A 16528-nucleotide genomic window follows, 5' to 3' on the forward strand; every position below is an offset into this window, starting at 1 on the left:
GCATTTAATTACCAGTATCCAACTAATCCTTAATTGGGTTCTAATTTATGCATATTACGGCCTAATAACGTACTTTCAACTCTTCTTATTAAACCAAACTGGCAGTCTCAGCAAAATCAGCTATGTTTCAAAAGAGCCACAATAATAGGAGTGGGATTTCTTATGAATCGTTATTTAGCAGAGGTATTTGGTACATTTTGGCTAGTGCTAGGAGGATGTGGATCCGCCGTTATTGCTGCCGCATTCCCTGATGTTGGAATTGGATTACTCGGCGTCGCACTTGCGTTTGGTCTCACTGTACTGACGATGGCATTTGCCATTGGACATATCTCAGGCTGTCACCTCAACCCTGCCGTCAGTATTGGGCTTTGGGCCGGAGGTCGTTTTGATGCCAAAGATTTATTGCCTTATATTATTGCGCAGGTGATCGGTGGTGTCCTTGCCGGCGGCATCCTTTATATTATTGCCTCTGGTCAGCCCGGATTTGATGCTGTTGCTTCTGGGTTTGCAGCCAACGGATATGGCGAGCATTCTCCTGGCCAATACTCCCTAACCTCTGCACTAGTGTGCGAGATCGTGATGACAGCGATGTTCTTGATCGTCATTATGGGCGCCACCGATTCAAGAGCCCCCCAAGGATTTGCACCCATTGCAATTGGGCTGTGTTTGACACTTATCCACCTTGTCAGTATTCCAGTCACTAATACATCGGTGAACCCGGCTCGAAGTACGGGTGTCGCTTTATATGTCGGTGACTGGGCAACCTCACAGCTGTGGCTATTTTGGCTAGCGCCTATCGTTGGAGCCGTGATCGGCGCCTGGATATACCGTTCACTCCTTGGTAGTAATAGCCACTAAGACAGCTAAGATCATTTCTTCAGGATCAAAAAAGGCGCGATAGCATCGCGCCTTTTTTATATCTTGTGTCGTCCAAGTAATGAATGAGACAAGGTCGTACCATCAACAAGCTCCAGTTCTCCACCAACAGGAACCCCATGGGCGATCCTACTTGCGGTGACTTCATGCTCATGACAAAGCTCAGCAATATAGTGAGCGGTTGCCTCCCCTTCGACCGTTGGATTTGTCGCGAGGATCACTTCACTAATATCACCACGCCGTAAACGATAATCTAAAGTATCAAGGCCAATGTCACTAGGTCCAATACCGTCTAATGGTGATAGATGACCCATTAATACAAAATAACGACCAGAATACTGCCCTGTTGCCTCCACCGCTGCAATATCTGCAGGGCTTTCCACAACACACAATTGGCCGTTTTCTTTGCGCTTAGGGTTGGTACAAATATGACAGGTTTCTTCTTCCGTAAACGTCCGACATTCCTGACAATGACCGATATCGGTCATGGCTTGAGCCAGAAGTTCAGCAAGCTGTAGCCCACCTTTTCTGTCTCGCTGTAACAAATGAAAGGCCATGCGTTGTGCTGACTTGGGGCCAACCCCAGGTAGACATCGCAAGGCCTCCATCAAATGCTCCAGCATTTGGCTAGTTCGCATTTATTGTTCTCTAATTTTACAATTAGAACGGCATTTTCATACCTGGTGGTAGTTGCATACCGCCAGTGACTGATGCCATTTTTTCTTTCTGTGTTTCTTCAACTCGACGAGCAGCGTCGTTAAACGCAGCGGCAATCAAGTCTTCTAGCATTTCTTTGTCGTCTTCCATTAAGCTCTCGTCGATCTCAACACGACGTGTGCTGTGGCTGCCAGTGATGGTGACTTTAACAAGACCCGCACCAGATTCACCAGTTACTTCCATGTTTGCAATTTCTTCTTGAAGCTTTTGCATACGCTCTTGCATTTGCTGGGCTTGCTTCATCATATTGCCCATTCCGCCTTTACCAAACATAGCTTTCTCTCGGTTGATTCAGATTATTAATAACATGGGGGCAAGTGCAAAAAATGCAACCCCCGAACATACTTTGCATTCTAGAGTTATAACGGACGAATGCTCTCTTCGTCTAGCTCTGCAGAAAATCTTGTAACAATAAACTGCACGTTGGCATCAGATTGTAAACTTTTGGCTGCTTCTGCAAGCTTATTTTGATAGATACTTTCTCTTCGCTCTAGCGGTGTCACACCCTGCTCTGAGACTTCGACAGAAAGGTGGCATTGCTCACCCAACGCCATATTTAAGCCAGCCAGCAGTTCAGACTGATTCCTATCTGTATTTAGGTGCGCATGGGTTGCGCGAAGACCAAGTACAACAGATGCACCATCTTTCGTGTAGGTCGAATTTAACGCAAGCTGTTGAACTAACTTACTCGTATCGAGGGTCTCAATCAATGCCGCCCATGTATCTTGCTGAGCAGCCTCAACGGTAAGTCGTTGTGCCATTTCTGGTGTTTTTACATGCTCAAGCGCTTTTCTTAACGTTGAGGGTTTAATCGATGTTGATGCTTTCTTATCAACCACCACTTCTTTAGTCGCGCGCCATCGATAAGGTTCATTTTCATCAACATGTTGAGCAACATGAGAGCGATTCGCGTCACCAGCACCAGAAGGCATCGCGGGTTGAGCCGCAGTTCGCTGAGCGACCCTCTCCATTACTGATTTAGGCTCGGGTGACGCGTCAACCTTTTTTGCTGGTGACGTTCCAGGTTTTGGGCTCGTGGAAGCTGCATTTTGTCTTTTGGAGCGAAGTTGATGACGCAGGCCAGCAACAGGAGAAGCCTTAGGTTGGGTCGCATCATGTGACGATTGGCCAACTTGATGCGCAGGCAACGGTTCTACAGCTTGCCGTTGCATAGGCGGCTGCTGAACCACCGGTTGCTGAGCCGCCGGTTGGCCTTCATAAGGTAATCCAGCTGAACTTGGTGGTAGGTTACCCATATCAGGCATAGGGGTGGACATAGGCTCAGCGTAATACGCTGGCGGTGCCGAGTCATAAGGCCTTGCCATTTCTTGAGAGGCTGGTACCTCGTTACCGCTAGGCTGAGCCTGTACTTGCGAAGTCGCCGCTGCTGCTACCTGATTCGGTGCCGATGTGACGCCTTGATTGACTGCTGGTGTCAAAGGGTTAAGCGCCGACGTTCCCACAATAATGTCATTGCTACCGAGTTGCGCGGTGGGTCTAAACGCCAACATTCTCAATAACGTCATCTCTACAGCGACGCGTTGAGATGGCGAAGCCACAAGATCTTGACGACCTTTTAGCGCGATTTGGTAGTACAGCTGTACATCGGTGGCGGGTAATATTTTACCAAGTGTCGCAATTTTTTCGTTATCAGGAATTGTCGTGTCAACGCTTCCAGGCAATGCCTGATACATAGCAATACGGTGTAACTGAGATGCAATTTCCGACAGTAATGAATCCCAATCTACGCCATTTTCAGCAAGTTGATTGACGGTCTGCATAACCTGCTCGGCATCGCCACTGCATATCGCATGGATGATCTTGACCGCAAGAGAGGTATCCAATGTCCCTAACATTAGACTCACTGTTTGCTTAGTGATATGACCGCTACCAAGCGCGATAGCTTGGTCTGTCAGGCTCAGTGCATCCCTCATACTGCCATCCGCGGCATGAGATATTAAAGCAAGGGCCTGCTGCTCTGCGTCGACTTGCTCATGACCCAATATATCAACCAGTTGCTGTTGAATTGTATCAACCGTAATCGGCTTTAAATGGAACTGTAAACAGCGGGATAAAATCGTCACTGGCAGTTTTTGAGGATCCGTCGTCGCCAACAAAAACTTCACATATTCGGGTGGCTCTTCTAGCGTTTTAAGTAACGCATTAAAGCTGTGCCGCGACAACATATGAACTTCATCAATCAAATAAACCTTAAAGCGATTACGAGCGGGCTTGTATTGGACGTTATCCAGAAGCTCTCGAGTATCCTCGACCTTAGTCCGCGATGCCGCATCAATTTCCAGCAGATCAACACTTCGCCCTTCGTCTATTTCGACGCAGGTTGCGCATTTCCCGCAAGGTGTGGATGTGATACCCGTTTCGCAATTCAACCCTTTAGCAAAAAGACGTCCTATCGAAGTCTTTCCAACACCACGTGTGCCACTGAACAAGTAAGCATGGTGCAATCGATTTTGGCTCAATGCATTCTCGAGTGCGGTAAGAACATGGCGCTGGCCGACAACTTCAGAAAATTTCTTAGGGCGCCATTTTCGGGCTAAAGCCAAATAACTCATTCAAACATCCCGATTAGTGGCCTTCAAATTCACAAATGCTATAGACATCTAAATCTAAAGCTTTAAGACGTTTTTCACCGCCGATTTCAGGTAAATTGATCACAAACGCCGCATCCGAAACCGAACCACCAAGACGACGAATCAATTTAGTGGTCGCTTCAATTGTCCCACCAGTCGCCAGTAAATCGTCGACCATTAGGACCTTATCACCTTCAGTAATCGCATCGGTGTGGATTTCTAATGTGTCAGTGCCATACTCCAACTCGTACGATTGTGACACCGTCTCGCGCGGTAATTTCCCTGGCTTACGCACGGGCACAAACCCAACACCAAGCTCTAATGCCAACGGAGCACCAAACAAGAAGCCACGAGCTTCCGTACCAACGATCTTTGTAAAGCCTTGTCCCTGGTATTTTTCAACCAACAATGCAATGGTAGCTCGATAGGCTTCAGGGTCTTCCATCAAACTCGTCACGTCACGAAAAAGGATTCCTGGCTTTGGGTAATCTGGGATGCTTTTAATGCTGGATTTGATCTGTGAAATTTTGTCGGTGGTCATAATTCGTTCTCTGGAGAAGTCAATCAGTGCCCAATGATTTAAGTGTCAATTGCTTGCAGCAAAACACACCTTAATGCTGTTGGCCTAAAAACAAACACTCGCCAAAAGCGAGCGTACAATCCCCTAATTTTAGTGACTTTCACTGTTATCAGCAACCGACTCTTTCACAGGAATCTGCAAAAAGAAGCCTAAAACAATCACACAAAGGAAAAAGAGCATAACCTTTAACCAAAAAAGTGGCACTAAGGTAATCGACAGCAGGAAGCTGATTAAAATGAAAACAACGGCTTTTTTACGTGTCGCGAGCGTCACCGCGCGCTCATGCTCCCACATCAATATGACCGAGCCAAGCTTGGGGTGAGCGAGCAATCGACGATGGAGCTCAGGGCTTCCTTTCAAAAAACAAGCACTGGCTAATAGTAAAAAGGGCGTGGTGGGTAGTAATGGAAGGATAATTCCTATTACCCCAAGAATGACCGACAATACTCCTGCGACACTCCATAAGAGTTGTCGCAGAGTCATAATAATTCTATTTTCAAAAGGTGGCATACCCATTCATGATACGAAGCCATGTTAGAGTAGCGGGAAGCGTAGGGATAAGCAATACGGCAATAAAGCCTAAAAAATAGTAGAGATTGTAAGGCTCTTTGAATTCTGTATCAGACATAACTTTGCTCTTAATGAATTGGTTCTTAATATGGCGTAACACGCGGTCACCGCGCGTTTAAAAAGCAATGAAACTGGAAGACCACCTCCATTTCATTAACATACGCACTATATATTAATTACAATCCTTCAAAAACAGACTAACTGTACGGTTATTCGTTGAAATAATTTCAATCAGTTTGAGATAAGCGAATATCCCAACTAAAGCTTGATGTACCAACTTGGTTCATTGAAAGTTTACTTGAGGTATGGACTGGAAGATCTTTGGTCATAAAGTTCCTTACGCAGTTTTCGCCTAATCGTTGTCCACCCGCCACTTGAAAATGCGCCTCTTCATTTTGCCATCGACAATCTAAGCCTGCAGGTAAGATTGACAAGGTTCTTTCCGACAAACTAATCACACCAAACAGCGCATCCACCGGAAAAGCCCCTGCTGAGCATTCCAGTCCTTTTTCAATGTTAGTCGCTAAGTCTTTTAGATCGACACTATTATGCTGAACACGCCTGATGTAGTCATCAAACAATGCTCTAACAAGCAAAGTACTGGCGATTCCACCTTCCTCGCTCGAAGAGGCATCCACCAAATAAAACGCCAACTGACCACTCATTAGCCAAGAAAAATCAAACACCAATGGCAATGTGTTAGCTGACTGCAACATTCTATAGCTACTACGCCATGCCCCCAAAGAGCAATCTTTTTCTGGTAACAAAGCCGTCAGTAATTCACGGGCTGCGTTAGGGTTTTCTTGCAAAAACTGTAGATGCCAATGTAACTCTTGCTCATCTTGCGAGTTTGGCTTCTCTCCTTCTTCTAAGCGAAACCAGCGACTCAAAAAATCGCCCTGCTCATCAACAGTGGAGTTATCTTGCAACACGTTATCAATGGCATCATTGAGGTGATGATAGTCGACGATAGGTTTAGTCAAAAAATCCTTCACACCAAAGCGCAATGCTTTCGCTACGTCGGCCATGTCTCCCGTGGCAGAGATGACGATTACTGGAAGAGACGGATACTCCATACGCACTTCTTCTGCAAACTCCATCCCCGTAAGTAATGGCATAGACAGGTCACATAACACTAAATCAGGGCGTGACGAATTGAGAAGTTTTAATGCTTCTAAGCCATCTTGCGCCTCACTGACTCCATGTCCAATGGCTTCCAAATAATTTCGAGTCACACGACGAAAGACAGGATCATCATCGACCACCATGATATGCGCATGGCTCTGCTGGTGGGTGCAGACTTCTGCCACTTGACTGTTCGTTTTAGACATAAAATTACGCCTCACAAATTTTCATTGAGCGTTAGTTATAGTTTTTATTAGTTTGCATCAAACTTCATATCGCAAAGAAACGCTATAATAATGCATTTAGTTGATTACTGCCCTCCAAGCCCTTAGGCTTCTGAGTATCTTAACTGTAGGCAAAAATAGTCTTTTATACAAATGTACCCCTTTGTCTAAATATCTAATACAATAGCTAGGTGTCTGTGAATTAACCAACTCGTTGATATTACGTCATTCTCAGCCGCTCATTGCGCTATTGATAGCCTTTGATGTGCGACTGTCTCTAAGTTAAGCCTGTTAGGCTGAGCAATAATAAAACTAATTAATACAAATAGTTGACAATATGAAACTTGATGATTTAAACCTATTCCGACTTGTTGTTGAAAATGGAAGTTATACTGCAACTTCACGAAAAACCATGATCCCTGTTGCGACTATAACTCGACGTATTCAAGCATTAGAGGAATCTCTCAACCTACGATTACTCAATCGTCACGCTCGCAAACTATCATTAACAGAAGCAGGTGAGCGCTTTTACAATGAATGCTCGCCGTTGTTACATCGATTGACCTCGACGACAGAAGAAATTGCCGATGAGTGTAAGGGAGCGTCAGGCAAGCTTAAGATTTCATCGCCGTCGAACTTGACCAAGCGTATGATTATGCCGATGTTTAACGATTTTATGCAGCAGTATCCAGACATCAGCTTAGAACTAACAACAAGCAATCATGCCGACCAACTTGATCCTACCGAATGGGATGTCATCTTTCGCGTCGGTCCACAACGCGATTCAAGCCTCATTGCACGCAAACTTAGCACAGTGAAAGATATCTTGATTGCCACACCTGGTTATTTGACAAAAAATGGTGAACCGGCTCACGCAGAAGAGTTGAGCGCTCATCGACTTTTGAAGGGTGCACCGCTCATTAAGTGGCAGTTAATAAACAGCAGTGGCGAGTCAGTGATCAATAACGCGAAGGGCCGCTTTGAAGCAAACAGCCTTAATGTAGTCAGAAGAGCTTGTTCCGCTGGCCTAGGCATTACGTTAATGCCAGACGTGATGATTCAAGAGTATATTGATAACGGCGAATTGGTACGTGTCTTACCAGATTGGAGCGCCAACCCACGTGACATCTATATGCTTTATAACCACAAAGATCATCTACCCGAAAAGGTGCGATTGTTCATCGACTTTGTCATCGATTACTCAATTCATTAAATAAAAAAACCAGAGTTTAACTCTGGTTTTTTTTGATTTGTCATATTGAAGTTGCGTTACGCGCCTTCGTTATGTAGCTCCAAGTTCGCTAAGTCTTGTTGAATCTCTCTTTGCACCTTAGAGTCATCGTTACGCAGTGAGTCTAAAAATTCCAGATACTCTTGGTCAATGTCACCCGTGACGTATTCGCCGTTAAATACTGAGGTATCGAATCGCTTAATATCTGGGTTACCTAGGCCAACCGCTTCTATCAAATCTGGTAACGTTTGGAAGATAAGCGCGTCAGCACCAATTGCTTGGCAAATTGCGTCATTGTCACGACCGTGTGCAATCAACTCATTGGCACTCGGCATATCAATACCATAAACATTAGGGAAACGAACTTCAGGCGCCGCTGACACCATAAATACTTTGTTTGCTCCTGAGTCGCGTGCCATTTCGATAATCTGCTCAGATGTCGTCCCACGAACAATTGAATCATCGACAAGCAACACGTTTTTGCCTTTGAACTCAGAACGAATAGCATTGAGTTTACGACGCACTGATTTTTTACGCTGCTGCTGACCTGGCATGATAAAGGTACGGCCAACATAACGGTTTTTAACAAACCCTTGGCGATACGGCTTATCAATCGCCTGTGCGATTTGCAGTGCAATATCACACGACGTTTCTGGGATTGGAATGACAACATCGATATCAAGGTCGGCATATTCTTGTTTAATGCGCTCACCCAGCTTTTTGCCCATTTCTACACGAGCGCTGTAAACCGATACTTTATCGATGAATGAGTCAGGACGTGCAAAGTAGACAAATTCAAAGATACAAGGATTAAGCGCAGGGTTGTCCGCACATTGACGAGTATGCAACTCACCATCAAATGTGGCATATATCGCCTCTCCCGGCGCAACATCACGAATAAAATCAAAACCGACTGCATCAAGTGCAACGGATTCTGAAGCCACCATATACTCGGTTTTACCATCAATCTCACGCTTGCCTAGGCATAGCGGGCGGATGCCATGTGGGTCACGAAATGCAACCATACCGTGGCCAATGATCATTGCCGCTACCGCATATGCGCCTTTAATTGCGCGATGAACGTTCGTTACGGCACGGAATACATCATCAGAGGTTACATTCCCTTTAACGGTGTCGATCTCATGTGCCAACACGTTTAATAGAACTTCTGAGTCAGAGGTAGTATTGACATGGCGGCGGTCTTTCTCAAACAACTTTTCGCGTACCTCATGGGCATTCGTCAAGTTACCATTGTGCGCCAGAGTGATACCAAAAGGAGAGTTTACGTAGAAAGGCTGAGCCTCCGATGCACTTGAACTACCTGCTGTTGGGTAGCGTACGTGACCGATTCCCACACAACCTTGCAGGCGTTGCATGTGTTTCGCTTCAAAAACATCTTTTACGAGACCATTCGCCTTACGCAGACGAAAACGATTGCTTTCTATGGTAACAATACCAGCGGCATCTTGGCCACGATGCTGTAAAACGGTCAAAGCGTCATAGATAGACTGATTCACAGGCGTAGAGCCAACGATTCCAACAATACCACACATGTCCTAATCCTCGATTTGCGACATTAGCTGGCGCAATTATGCGCCAGACAGGAAACTAGAAGTTGCTTCGATGTGTTCAAAAAACGGTTGGATGACCAGTTCAAAGTGCGGTACAAGTTGTGAACTTTCCCACCACTCGCTGTTGTTCAATGCGGTAAAGGTATCCACAAAAAACAGCACTGCTGATACGATTAGCACGCCTCGCAACGCACCAAATACCACACCCAAGACTCGGTCTGTACCCGACAAACCCGTTTTCTGAACCAACTGCCCTAGTACATAATTAATTAACGCCCCAACAACCAGTGTTGCGACAAACAGAGCAGCAATTGCGGCACCGCTCCGAATCATATCGTCTTCAATGTTGGTAAAGTACACCGCAAGTTTAGCGTGATACTGACTGGCGATAAAAAATGCGCCAAACCAAATAACTAACGACATGGCTTCTTTAGCGAAACCGCGAACTAAGCTGATTAGAGCAGAAAGCCCAATCACACCCAAAATGACAAAATCTAACCAATTCATGAATTCTTCATCTCAAGTTGGCGCGCATTTTAACAGAAAAAAACGCGACGCAAACGTTTTCTTATGGATTTAGTGGTTTAAATTTAAGCAATTGACCTTTCGAACCAGTAATTTTCTCCAATTCAACCAATTGCGTCTCCAATTTACTTTTAGAAACATCGGGACCGATGATCACTCGAGTAAAATTCGATTCTTGTTTTACATGCGCTTGGTAGCCACGTTTTTGTAAATCGGCCACAAGACCACGTGCATTTTCCGCATTTTTAAGGGCCATCAACTGAATAATCCATGCGCTATCCGCATAGTCGTTACGCTCTGGTATGTCTTTGACGACCACATCGACAACCGACTCAGTGTCATTTTTTTCATCAAAAGCCTCATCTACTGTCGCCATTACCGGTGAGTCTGGCAAGACAGCTGATGCATCCTCAGGTTCAAGAATTTCAAAACTTTCTACGTCTGAGTTTAATTCAGGCTTTAATGGAATGCTGGCGAATTCTTCTTTGTAATGCTGTTTTTTACCATCTAACAGATCTGGTAAAATAATGACCCCAACCGCAACCAACACAATGGTTCCAATCAAGCGACTTTGAAATTTACTGGCCATCTCTACTCCTTATGATTTAGCGGTGATGCGCTTGGTCCAAATTTTCGCAATCCTCAAGGATTTCTCCGACCGTATGGAAAGAACCTAATACCAAGACGATATCATCTGGATTAGCGTCATTGAACGCACAACGATATGCCGCTTTAGGGTTCTCAAATTGTGATGACACAACCGAGTCATCCAAGCAGTCTCTAAGCTCTTGTGCACTCGCCGCACGAGGCCCTGACAATGATGCTAAATACCATTTTTTAGCTAATGGCTTAAGTACATGCATTGTTTGTTGAACATCTTTGTCATGTAGCATACCAATCACAACTCGGAAAGTCTGAGATGGGTGCTGCTTAGTTAATTGCTCAACGAGGTATTCGGCTGAATGTGGATTATGTGCAACATCTAAAATCGTAGTCGGATTGCCGGCTAATACCTGCATACGTCCAGGTAACGTGGCAGAGTTAAGACCATTGACAATGTTAACATCCGAAATATTAAGTTCCGCTGCGCCCAAAGCCATTATAGCGGTATTAGCATTCATCAACGGCAAAGCTGGTATTGGTAGGTCTTCGAGTGAGAACGTACCATGTTGCCAAGACCAGGTGGTGTCAGATGTCTCTTTATAGTTAAACTGAATTCCAGTTTGATAAAAATTTGCACCAATATCATCAGCATGAGCGGGAACCGTTGAAGGCGGTTTTGGTTGACCACAAATAGCAGGCTTACCTGAGCGGAAAATGCCGGCCTTTTCATAACCAATAACATTAATGTCATCACCGAGCCAATCGACATGGTCGACAGCAAGACTGGTAATCACCGATACGTCATGGTCCACAACATTCGTGGCGTCCAAGCGGCCACCAAGGCCGACTTCTAGGAGGAGCACTTCAACACCTTGGTCCTTGAATTGCTTTAAGGCGCCTAGTGTCGCGTACTCAAAAAAGCTCAAGCTCACATCACCACGAAGTGTCTCAATATAATCAAAAGCGGCAACATGGGAGGCATCGGGAAGTTCATTGCCATTGATACGAACACGTTCGTTGTAGCGAATAAGATGAGGAGAACTATAAACGCCAACAGAATAACCAGCGTCTAGTAAAATCGCCTCCATCAATGCACAGGTCGAGCCTTTGCCATTGGTTCCAGCGACAGTAATAACAACAGGAGCAGGTTTAGTTAACTTGCCCTTTTCAGCAACAACAGCCACACGTTCCAGACCAAGGTCAATGGCACTAGTGTGAATGCTTTGCAAATAATCAAGCCACACCTGTAATGAAGATGTGGCTTGTGGAATGGATTGTGAACTCATTTAGCAGTCAATATCTACAATGATAACTTAATGAGTACTTTACCCTTTTTCGTCCGCTTCGGGTACTTCATATGTTGCTTCTTCTGGAGAATCTTCAACAGAAACAACCAAAGGAGAAGCTGTGCGTGTCATTTTGGCTAACATGCTACCGACACGTTGACGCATTTCACGACGATCGATGATCATATCGATGGCGCCGTGCTCGAGCAAGAACTCACTGCGCTGGAAGCCTTCAGGTAAGTCTTCTCGCACGGTTTGCTCGATAACGCGGCGACCTGCAAAACCAATCAGCGCTTTAGGCTCACCGATATTGATATCGCCTAGCATCGCTAAACTTGCAGAAACCCCACCCATCGTTGGATCAGTCATCACTGAGATATACGGTAACCCTTTTTGCGATAGGCGTTCAAGCGCAGCACTGGTTTTAGCCATTTGCATCAAAGACATTAATGCCTCTTGCATACGCGCACCACCACTCGCCGAGAAGCAAACTAAACCACAGTTGTTTTCAATCGCTGCATCGACCGCTTTCACAAAGCGAGCACCGACTACCGAGCCCATAGACCCGCCCATAAAGGAGAATTCAAAAGCACAAGCCACAACAGGCATACCAAGTAATTCGCCCTGCATAACAACAAGTGCGTCTTTCTCGCCACTGTTCTTCTGCGCAGTAGAAATACGTTCTTTGTAACGCTTTGAATCTTTAAATTTCAGCTTGTCTTGCGGCTCAAACTCAGTCGCAAGTTCAACGCGATTCTCTTTGTCGAGAAAGGTTTCTAAGCGGCGACGTGATTTCATACGCATATGATGGTCGCACTTAGGACAGACTTCGAGGTTACGCTCTAGCTCTGCGTGATACAGGACTTGCTCACAAGATGAACATTTCGTCCATACACCTTCAGGAATCGATGCTTTACGTGAGGTAACTATGTTGCTTTTTTCTAATATCTTTTCAAGCCAACTCATGGAAGACCTTTTCTTTTGTGACCCCCGCTGTCATAGCGCGAGTATTGAATTCAAATATGCATGAGGATTAAACCACATTACAACGCCACTGTAGATAAAAAACTGGTTGTACCTTACTGGTAGTACCTTCTAGAGGGCTCCAGCTTAACTCTTTCATTTGAGTCAATTTACCAACCAGAGTTCAAATCATCTGGAAAAAACAAAGGCCCAATGGGTACATTTGGGAGCGCGTACTCATCAGGATAGTCTACGTCGACTAGATACAAGCCTTCCGCTTTTGCGGTTGCCCCGGCAAGCTTTCTATCTTTTTGTTCCAAAAGCCATTTAATCCAATCGGGCGACTGCTCACCTCGCCCAACAACAATGAGGCTACCGGTAATGTTTCGTACCATATGGTGAACAAATGCATTCGCTTTAATGTCGATAACCACATAAGGTCCATGGCGACTAACATTAAGGTGCATAATATTGCGCCACGGGCTTCGTGATTGGCAATGAATCGCTCTAAACGAGGTGAAATCGTTTTCGCCTAACAAAAACTGTCCAGCTTGTTGCATTTTTTCAACGTCTAGCTGGCCATGATAGTGGCTAACACCATTAGATAAAATACCAGGTCGCAATGTGTGGTTGAAGATCACATATCGATAACGACGAGCGGTAGCCGAGAAACGCGCATGGAATGTATCAGAGACCTCTGTCGCCCAACGGACCGTGATATCTTTAGGCAGATTAGCATTCACACCCATTGTCCATGCCGCTGACTTGCGTACCACTGGCGAATCAAAATGCACGACTTGCCCTGTGCCATGAACGCCAGCGTCTGTTCGCCCTGCACACATCACGTCGATCGGTTGATTGGCCACAACAGATAGGGCTTTTTCCAACTCAGCTTGAACGCTATTCACGTCACGCTGTCTTTGCCAGCCATAGTAATTAGCACCGTTATATTCGATACCTAATGCAACTCTCATACTTATCTCTGAACACTCGTCATTCTTACCGGGTGGCAAAGTATATACATAAATACCTAGATTACCAATTGGACCCGGCCAGTCAACTCAAGTTTAACGACACACTAACAAACCCTTTTAGCTGGCTCACTGAAGGGAAAGCAATATCTTATTTGCAAGAAAGAGCGACGTCTTCGTCGCTTTTTCTTATCAATACGCTGACATTTTATCGAGAACGTTTTGGGCTTCTTGCTTCAATACATCAGAGCCATCATCTAACACTTTCTCAAGCAGCTTTTTCGCGCCTTCAAAATCATTCATCTCAATATAAATCTTCGCTAAATCTAGATTACCTGCTGCTTCAGAATCGTCATCCACATCAATTTCGGTCACATTACCGATAACGTCTGGGAATTCATCCAGACCGACGTCAAGCTGTAATTCTTCCTCTTCTTCTGGCATCGGATCTTCATTAACTTGTGCCATTAATTCATCAATGGTCATGAACTGCGCTTGCTTGTCGGCAAAGTTTTCTAACGGGTCTTGAGATGACCAATCTTCATTCTTGGCCGCTTTCAGTGAACCGGCATCCTTATTCCATATCGCTTGCTCTTCAGCAGGAATGGTTTCATCAATCGCATTTTTTTGGTCGTCGGTCAGCGAAAATCCATTCCAGTCCTCACCATCGTCCGCCGATCCGCTCTCTTCTAGCATTGCGGCAAGGTCCAGCCCAGCACTGTCAGCGGTTGTCTGGTCAACAGGATTGATGTTACTGAAGGTACGCTGATTGTCAGTGAGCAGTTCACCTAATTGACCCTCTTGTTCTAAGGCATGTGTATCTACCATAGAGAATGCATCAGCTAACGCATCGATTTCCGAGTGATCTAATGTTTCCCCTATCATTTCTTTGTTTAGATCGAGTTCAGGTTTTACAACCTCTGTCACTTCTGGCGCACGATTCAACGCTTTCTCGTCAGACGAGCGATCAGTCAGCACATTATCTTCAACAGGTTCAAGGGGGACGGCGTCATCTTGCACAAGCGCATCTTCTGCCGATGTTTGTATACTGTCATTTGATGGCACGTCTTCACGGTTCAGATCGCCAAGCGCGGCATTATTCTGGTTACCTAACGATTCTGACTCGTCTTCAAAGGTTCCCATCGCAAGCACGTCAGCCAGCGCATCTTCTTCGCTGTATTCCGGTAAATCCGTATCACTAACCGCATAGTTGGCTTCCTCTCCGATGGCCTCCTCATCAGCGGTAAACTGGAATTCATCCTCAGAGTCAGCTAGTGCTTGTGCTTCATTGTATTCACTACTCAACGCTGAATCTAAGAAATCATCATCTGACGCTTGCTGTTCGGGTGTTTCGAAGATAGTTTCTGCCGGTGCAACATCGATAGACTCGTGTTCCACAGAAGCAGCGTCGAGATCGGCTTGCGCCTGCTTGGCGCCCGGGTCTAGATTAGGGCTATGATCAGGCTCGGCTTCGTTTTCAGTGTCAAAATGCGTTTCAGGTGCATGTTCTACAAGCCAGTCATCATCTTGGGGAATACCAAACTCATTTTCGACCAACGTATCAAGCTCAGCTTGCTCTCTTTGCGGATCCACGTCGTCCACACGGGTATCACTACTACCCTCAATTTGAGGGGAAAAGTCAAACTCGGAATCAGGCTGAGATAACACACTGGAATCTAGGTTCGAAGCCTGCTGGTCACGCTTGTTCGATGCGTCTGATGAATCCTCTTGCACCATTTGATGCTCGGGTAAACTAAAATCCTCTGCATTCGAATTGTTAGCATGAGCGTCTGCAACGTCTTGTGCCAACGCATCCGTTGCCAATTGCTCGTTACTCACACCAGGTGACGTTGCTTCTTGGGTTGCAGCATCATCTAATGTTTCGGCTATCGAGTGCTGTTCAAGTATTGAATCAATGTCAAATTCAGCCTCATCAATCGAGGTACCTGCCTTATCCACGGCTTCTACTTCGAGGTCAGAAGCATCTTCATCAACTTGTTGTGTATCTAATGACGGCTGTGAATCTAATGACTGTTGAAACTCGGTGGATTGTGGTGATTCATTTTCATCACCATGCAAAGCCAGCAACGCGTCAATATCATCGCTGATCGGATCATCAGCTTTCGTTTCTTTTCCATGTTCAGCTAACAGAGCATCGATATCGTCGATATTATCAAGCTCAGTGTCAGTGTCAGTGTCAGTGTCAGTGTCAGTGTCAGTGAGACTAACATCTTGATGATGACTTGGAGCAACCGATTCCTCATCGCGGCTGAACAAATCGGCAAACGCATCTTGTTCGGTTTCTTTCAGTTGCTCAGCCTCAGTGGATAGCGTAGCCGAGTCGATGTCACCGTCATCTTCAGTAAGCAGTTGGCCTGATTCAAACGGGTCCAACGCAAGTGAGTCCTTGTTCGCTTCCGAGGATTCGTCAAATGAGTGCTCAAACATGAACTCGTCAAGAAGATCGGTGCTGTTTTCATCTAGCTTGATATCGTCATTCAGATGAGATTCATTTGTACGACTCCCCATCGCATCATCAAGGCTATCCGTCTCTGTCGATGCCTCACTATCAACGATTTCCTCTAACAACAAATCGGTATCAGAGATATCCGATAAGTCGAAGTCCTCTTCCAGCATCTCATCAAGTAAGGCAGTACTGTCATTCGTTGCACTATCATCGATGTTATTGGCATCG

General features: G+C 45.5%; 16 protein-coding genes. 2 read left to right on the plus strand and 14 right to left on the minus strand.

Annotation, left to right across the window (positions count from 1 at the left end; genetic code table 11):
* Positions 1 to 162: 162 nt before the first annotated feature.
* Positions 163 to 858: an aquaporin Z gene (aqpZ, locus tag AB4405_RS09655; RefSeq protein WP_372060582.1), complete on the plus strand. Its 696-nt coding sequence runs from the start codon at positions 163 to 165 to the stop codon at positions 856 to 858.
* Between the two features lie 56 nt (positions 859 to 914).
* Here aqpZ and recR read toward each other — a convergent pair whose 3' ends face one another.
* The 7 genes from recR to AB4405_RS09690 all read right to left on the minus strand — a co-directional run bounded on the left by recR (position 915) and on the right by AB4405_RS09690 (position 6665).
* Positions 915 to 1514, minus strand: coding sequence for a recombination mediator RecR (gene recR / locus AB4405_RS09660; protein WP_102471710.1), 600 nt, complete (start codon positions 1512 to 1514; stop codon positions 915 to 917).
* Between the two features lie 22 nt (positions 1515 to 1536).
* Complete coding sequence (locus tag AB4405_RS09665; RefSeq protein WP_102471711.1) at positions 1537 to 1866, minus strand: YbaB/EbfC family nucleoid-associated protein; 330 nt, start codon at positions 1864 to 1866, stop codon at positions 1537 to 1539.
* Positions 1867 to 1952: 86 nt separating this feature from the next.
* Positions 1953 to 4166 carry a DNA polymerase III subunit gamma/tau gene (gene dnaX / locus AB4405_RS09670; RefSeq protein ID WP_372060583.1) on the minus strand — a complete coding sequence of 738 codons (2214 nt, stop codon included), beginning with the start codon at positions 4164 to 4166 and terminating at the stop codon, positions 1953 to 1955.
* A gap of 13 nt (positions 4167 to 4179) precedes the next feature.
* Positions 4180 to 4725 carry an adenine phosphoribosyltransferase gene (gene apt / locus AB4405_RS09675; RefSeq protein ID WP_102471713.1) on the minus strand — a complete coding sequence of 182 codons (546 nt, stop codon included), beginning with the start codon at positions 4723 to 4725 and terminating at the stop codon, positions 4180 to 4182.
* Between the two features lie 129 nt (positions 4726 to 4854).
* Positions 4855 to 5247, minus strand: a complete 393-nt coding sequence (locus AB4405_RS09680) for a YbaN family protein (RefSeq protein ID WP_372060584.1) — start codon at positions 5245 to 5247, stop codon at positions 4855 to 4857.
* A 13-nt stretch (positions 5248 to 5260) separates the two neighbouring features.
* On the minus strand, positions 5261 to 5392 hold the full coding sequence (locus AB4405_RS09685) for a hypothetical protein (protein WP_372060585.1): 132 nt from the start codon (positions 5390 to 5392) through the stop codon (positions 5261 to 5263).
* A gap of 169 nt (positions 5393 to 5561) precedes the next feature.
* Positions 5562 to 6665 carry a response regulator gene (locus AB4405_RS09690; protein WP_372060586.1) on the minus strand — a complete coding sequence of 368 codons (1104 nt, stop codon included), beginning with the start codon at positions 6663 to 6665 and terminating at the stop codon, positions 5562 to 5564.
* Positions 6666 to 7020: 355 nt separating this feature from the next.
* Between AB4405_RS09690 and AB4405_RS09695 the strand changes: the two genes are divergently transcribed.
* Complete coding sequence (locus AB4405_RS09695) at positions 7021 to 7896, plus strand: LysR family transcriptional regulator (protein WP_102471716.1); 876 nt, start codon at positions 7021 to 7023, stop codon at positions 7894 to 7896.
* A 56-nt stretch (positions 7897 to 7952) separates the two neighbouring features.
* Here the strand turns inward: AB4405_RS09695 and purF are convergent, their stop codons facing one another.
* The 7 genes from purF to AB4405_RS09730 all read right to left on the minus strand — a co-directional run.
* Positions 7953 to 9467 carry an amidophosphoribosyltransferase gene (gene purF, locus AB4405_RS09700; RefSeq protein ID WP_372060587.1) on the minus strand — a complete coding sequence of 505 codons (1515 nt, stop codon included), beginning with the start codon at positions 9465 to 9467 and terminating at the stop codon, positions 7953 to 7955.
* 36 nt (positions 9468 to 9503) lie between these two features.
* Positions 9504 to 9992, minus strand: coding sequence for a CvpA family protein (locus AB4405_RS09705; RefSeq protein WP_102471718.1), 489 nt, complete (start codon positions 9990 to 9992; stop codon positions 9504 to 9506).
* 61 nt (positions 9993 to 10053) lie between these two features.
* Positions 10054 to 10599 carry an SPOR domain-containing protein gene (locus AB4405_RS09710; RefSeq protein ID WP_372060588.1) on the minus strand — a complete coding sequence of 182 codons (546 nt, stop codon included), beginning with the start codon at positions 10597 to 10599 and terminating at the stop codon, positions 10054 to 10056.
* A gap of 16 nt (positions 10600 to 10615) precedes the next feature.
* Positions 10616 to 11899 (minus strand): bifunctional tetrahydrofolate synthase/dihydrofolate synthase, encoded by a 1284-nt coding sequence (gene folC / locus AB4405_RS09715; protein WP_372060589.1) that lies wholly within the window; start codon positions 11897 to 11899, stop codon positions 10616 to 10618.
* Positions 11900 to 11938: 39 nt separating this feature from the next.
* Positions 11939 to 12865, minus strand: coding sequence for an acetyl-CoA carboxylase, carboxyltransferase subunit beta (gene accD, locus AB4405_RS09720; RefSeq protein ID WP_102471721.1), 927 nt, complete (start codon positions 12863 to 12865; stop codon positions 11939 to 11941).
* 167 nt (positions 12866 to 13032) lie between these two features.
* Entirely contained in the window at positions 13033 to 13836 is an 804-nt protein-coding gene (truA, locus tag AB4405_RS09725) for a tRNA pseudouridine(38-40) synthase TruA (RefSeq protein WP_102471722.1), read from the minus strand.
* Between the two features lie 189 nt (positions 13837 to 14025).
* The coding region (locus AB4405_RS09730) for a FimV/HubP family polar landmark protein (protein ID WP_372060590.1) at positions 14026 to 16528 on the minus strand (2503 nt) is incomplete at its 5' end.

Source organism: Vibrio sp. 10N.261.51.F12 (assembly GCF_041471725.1).
Taxonomy (GTDB): domain Bacteria; phylum Pseudomonadota; class Gammaproteobacteria; order Enterobacterales; family Vibrionaceae; genus Vibrio.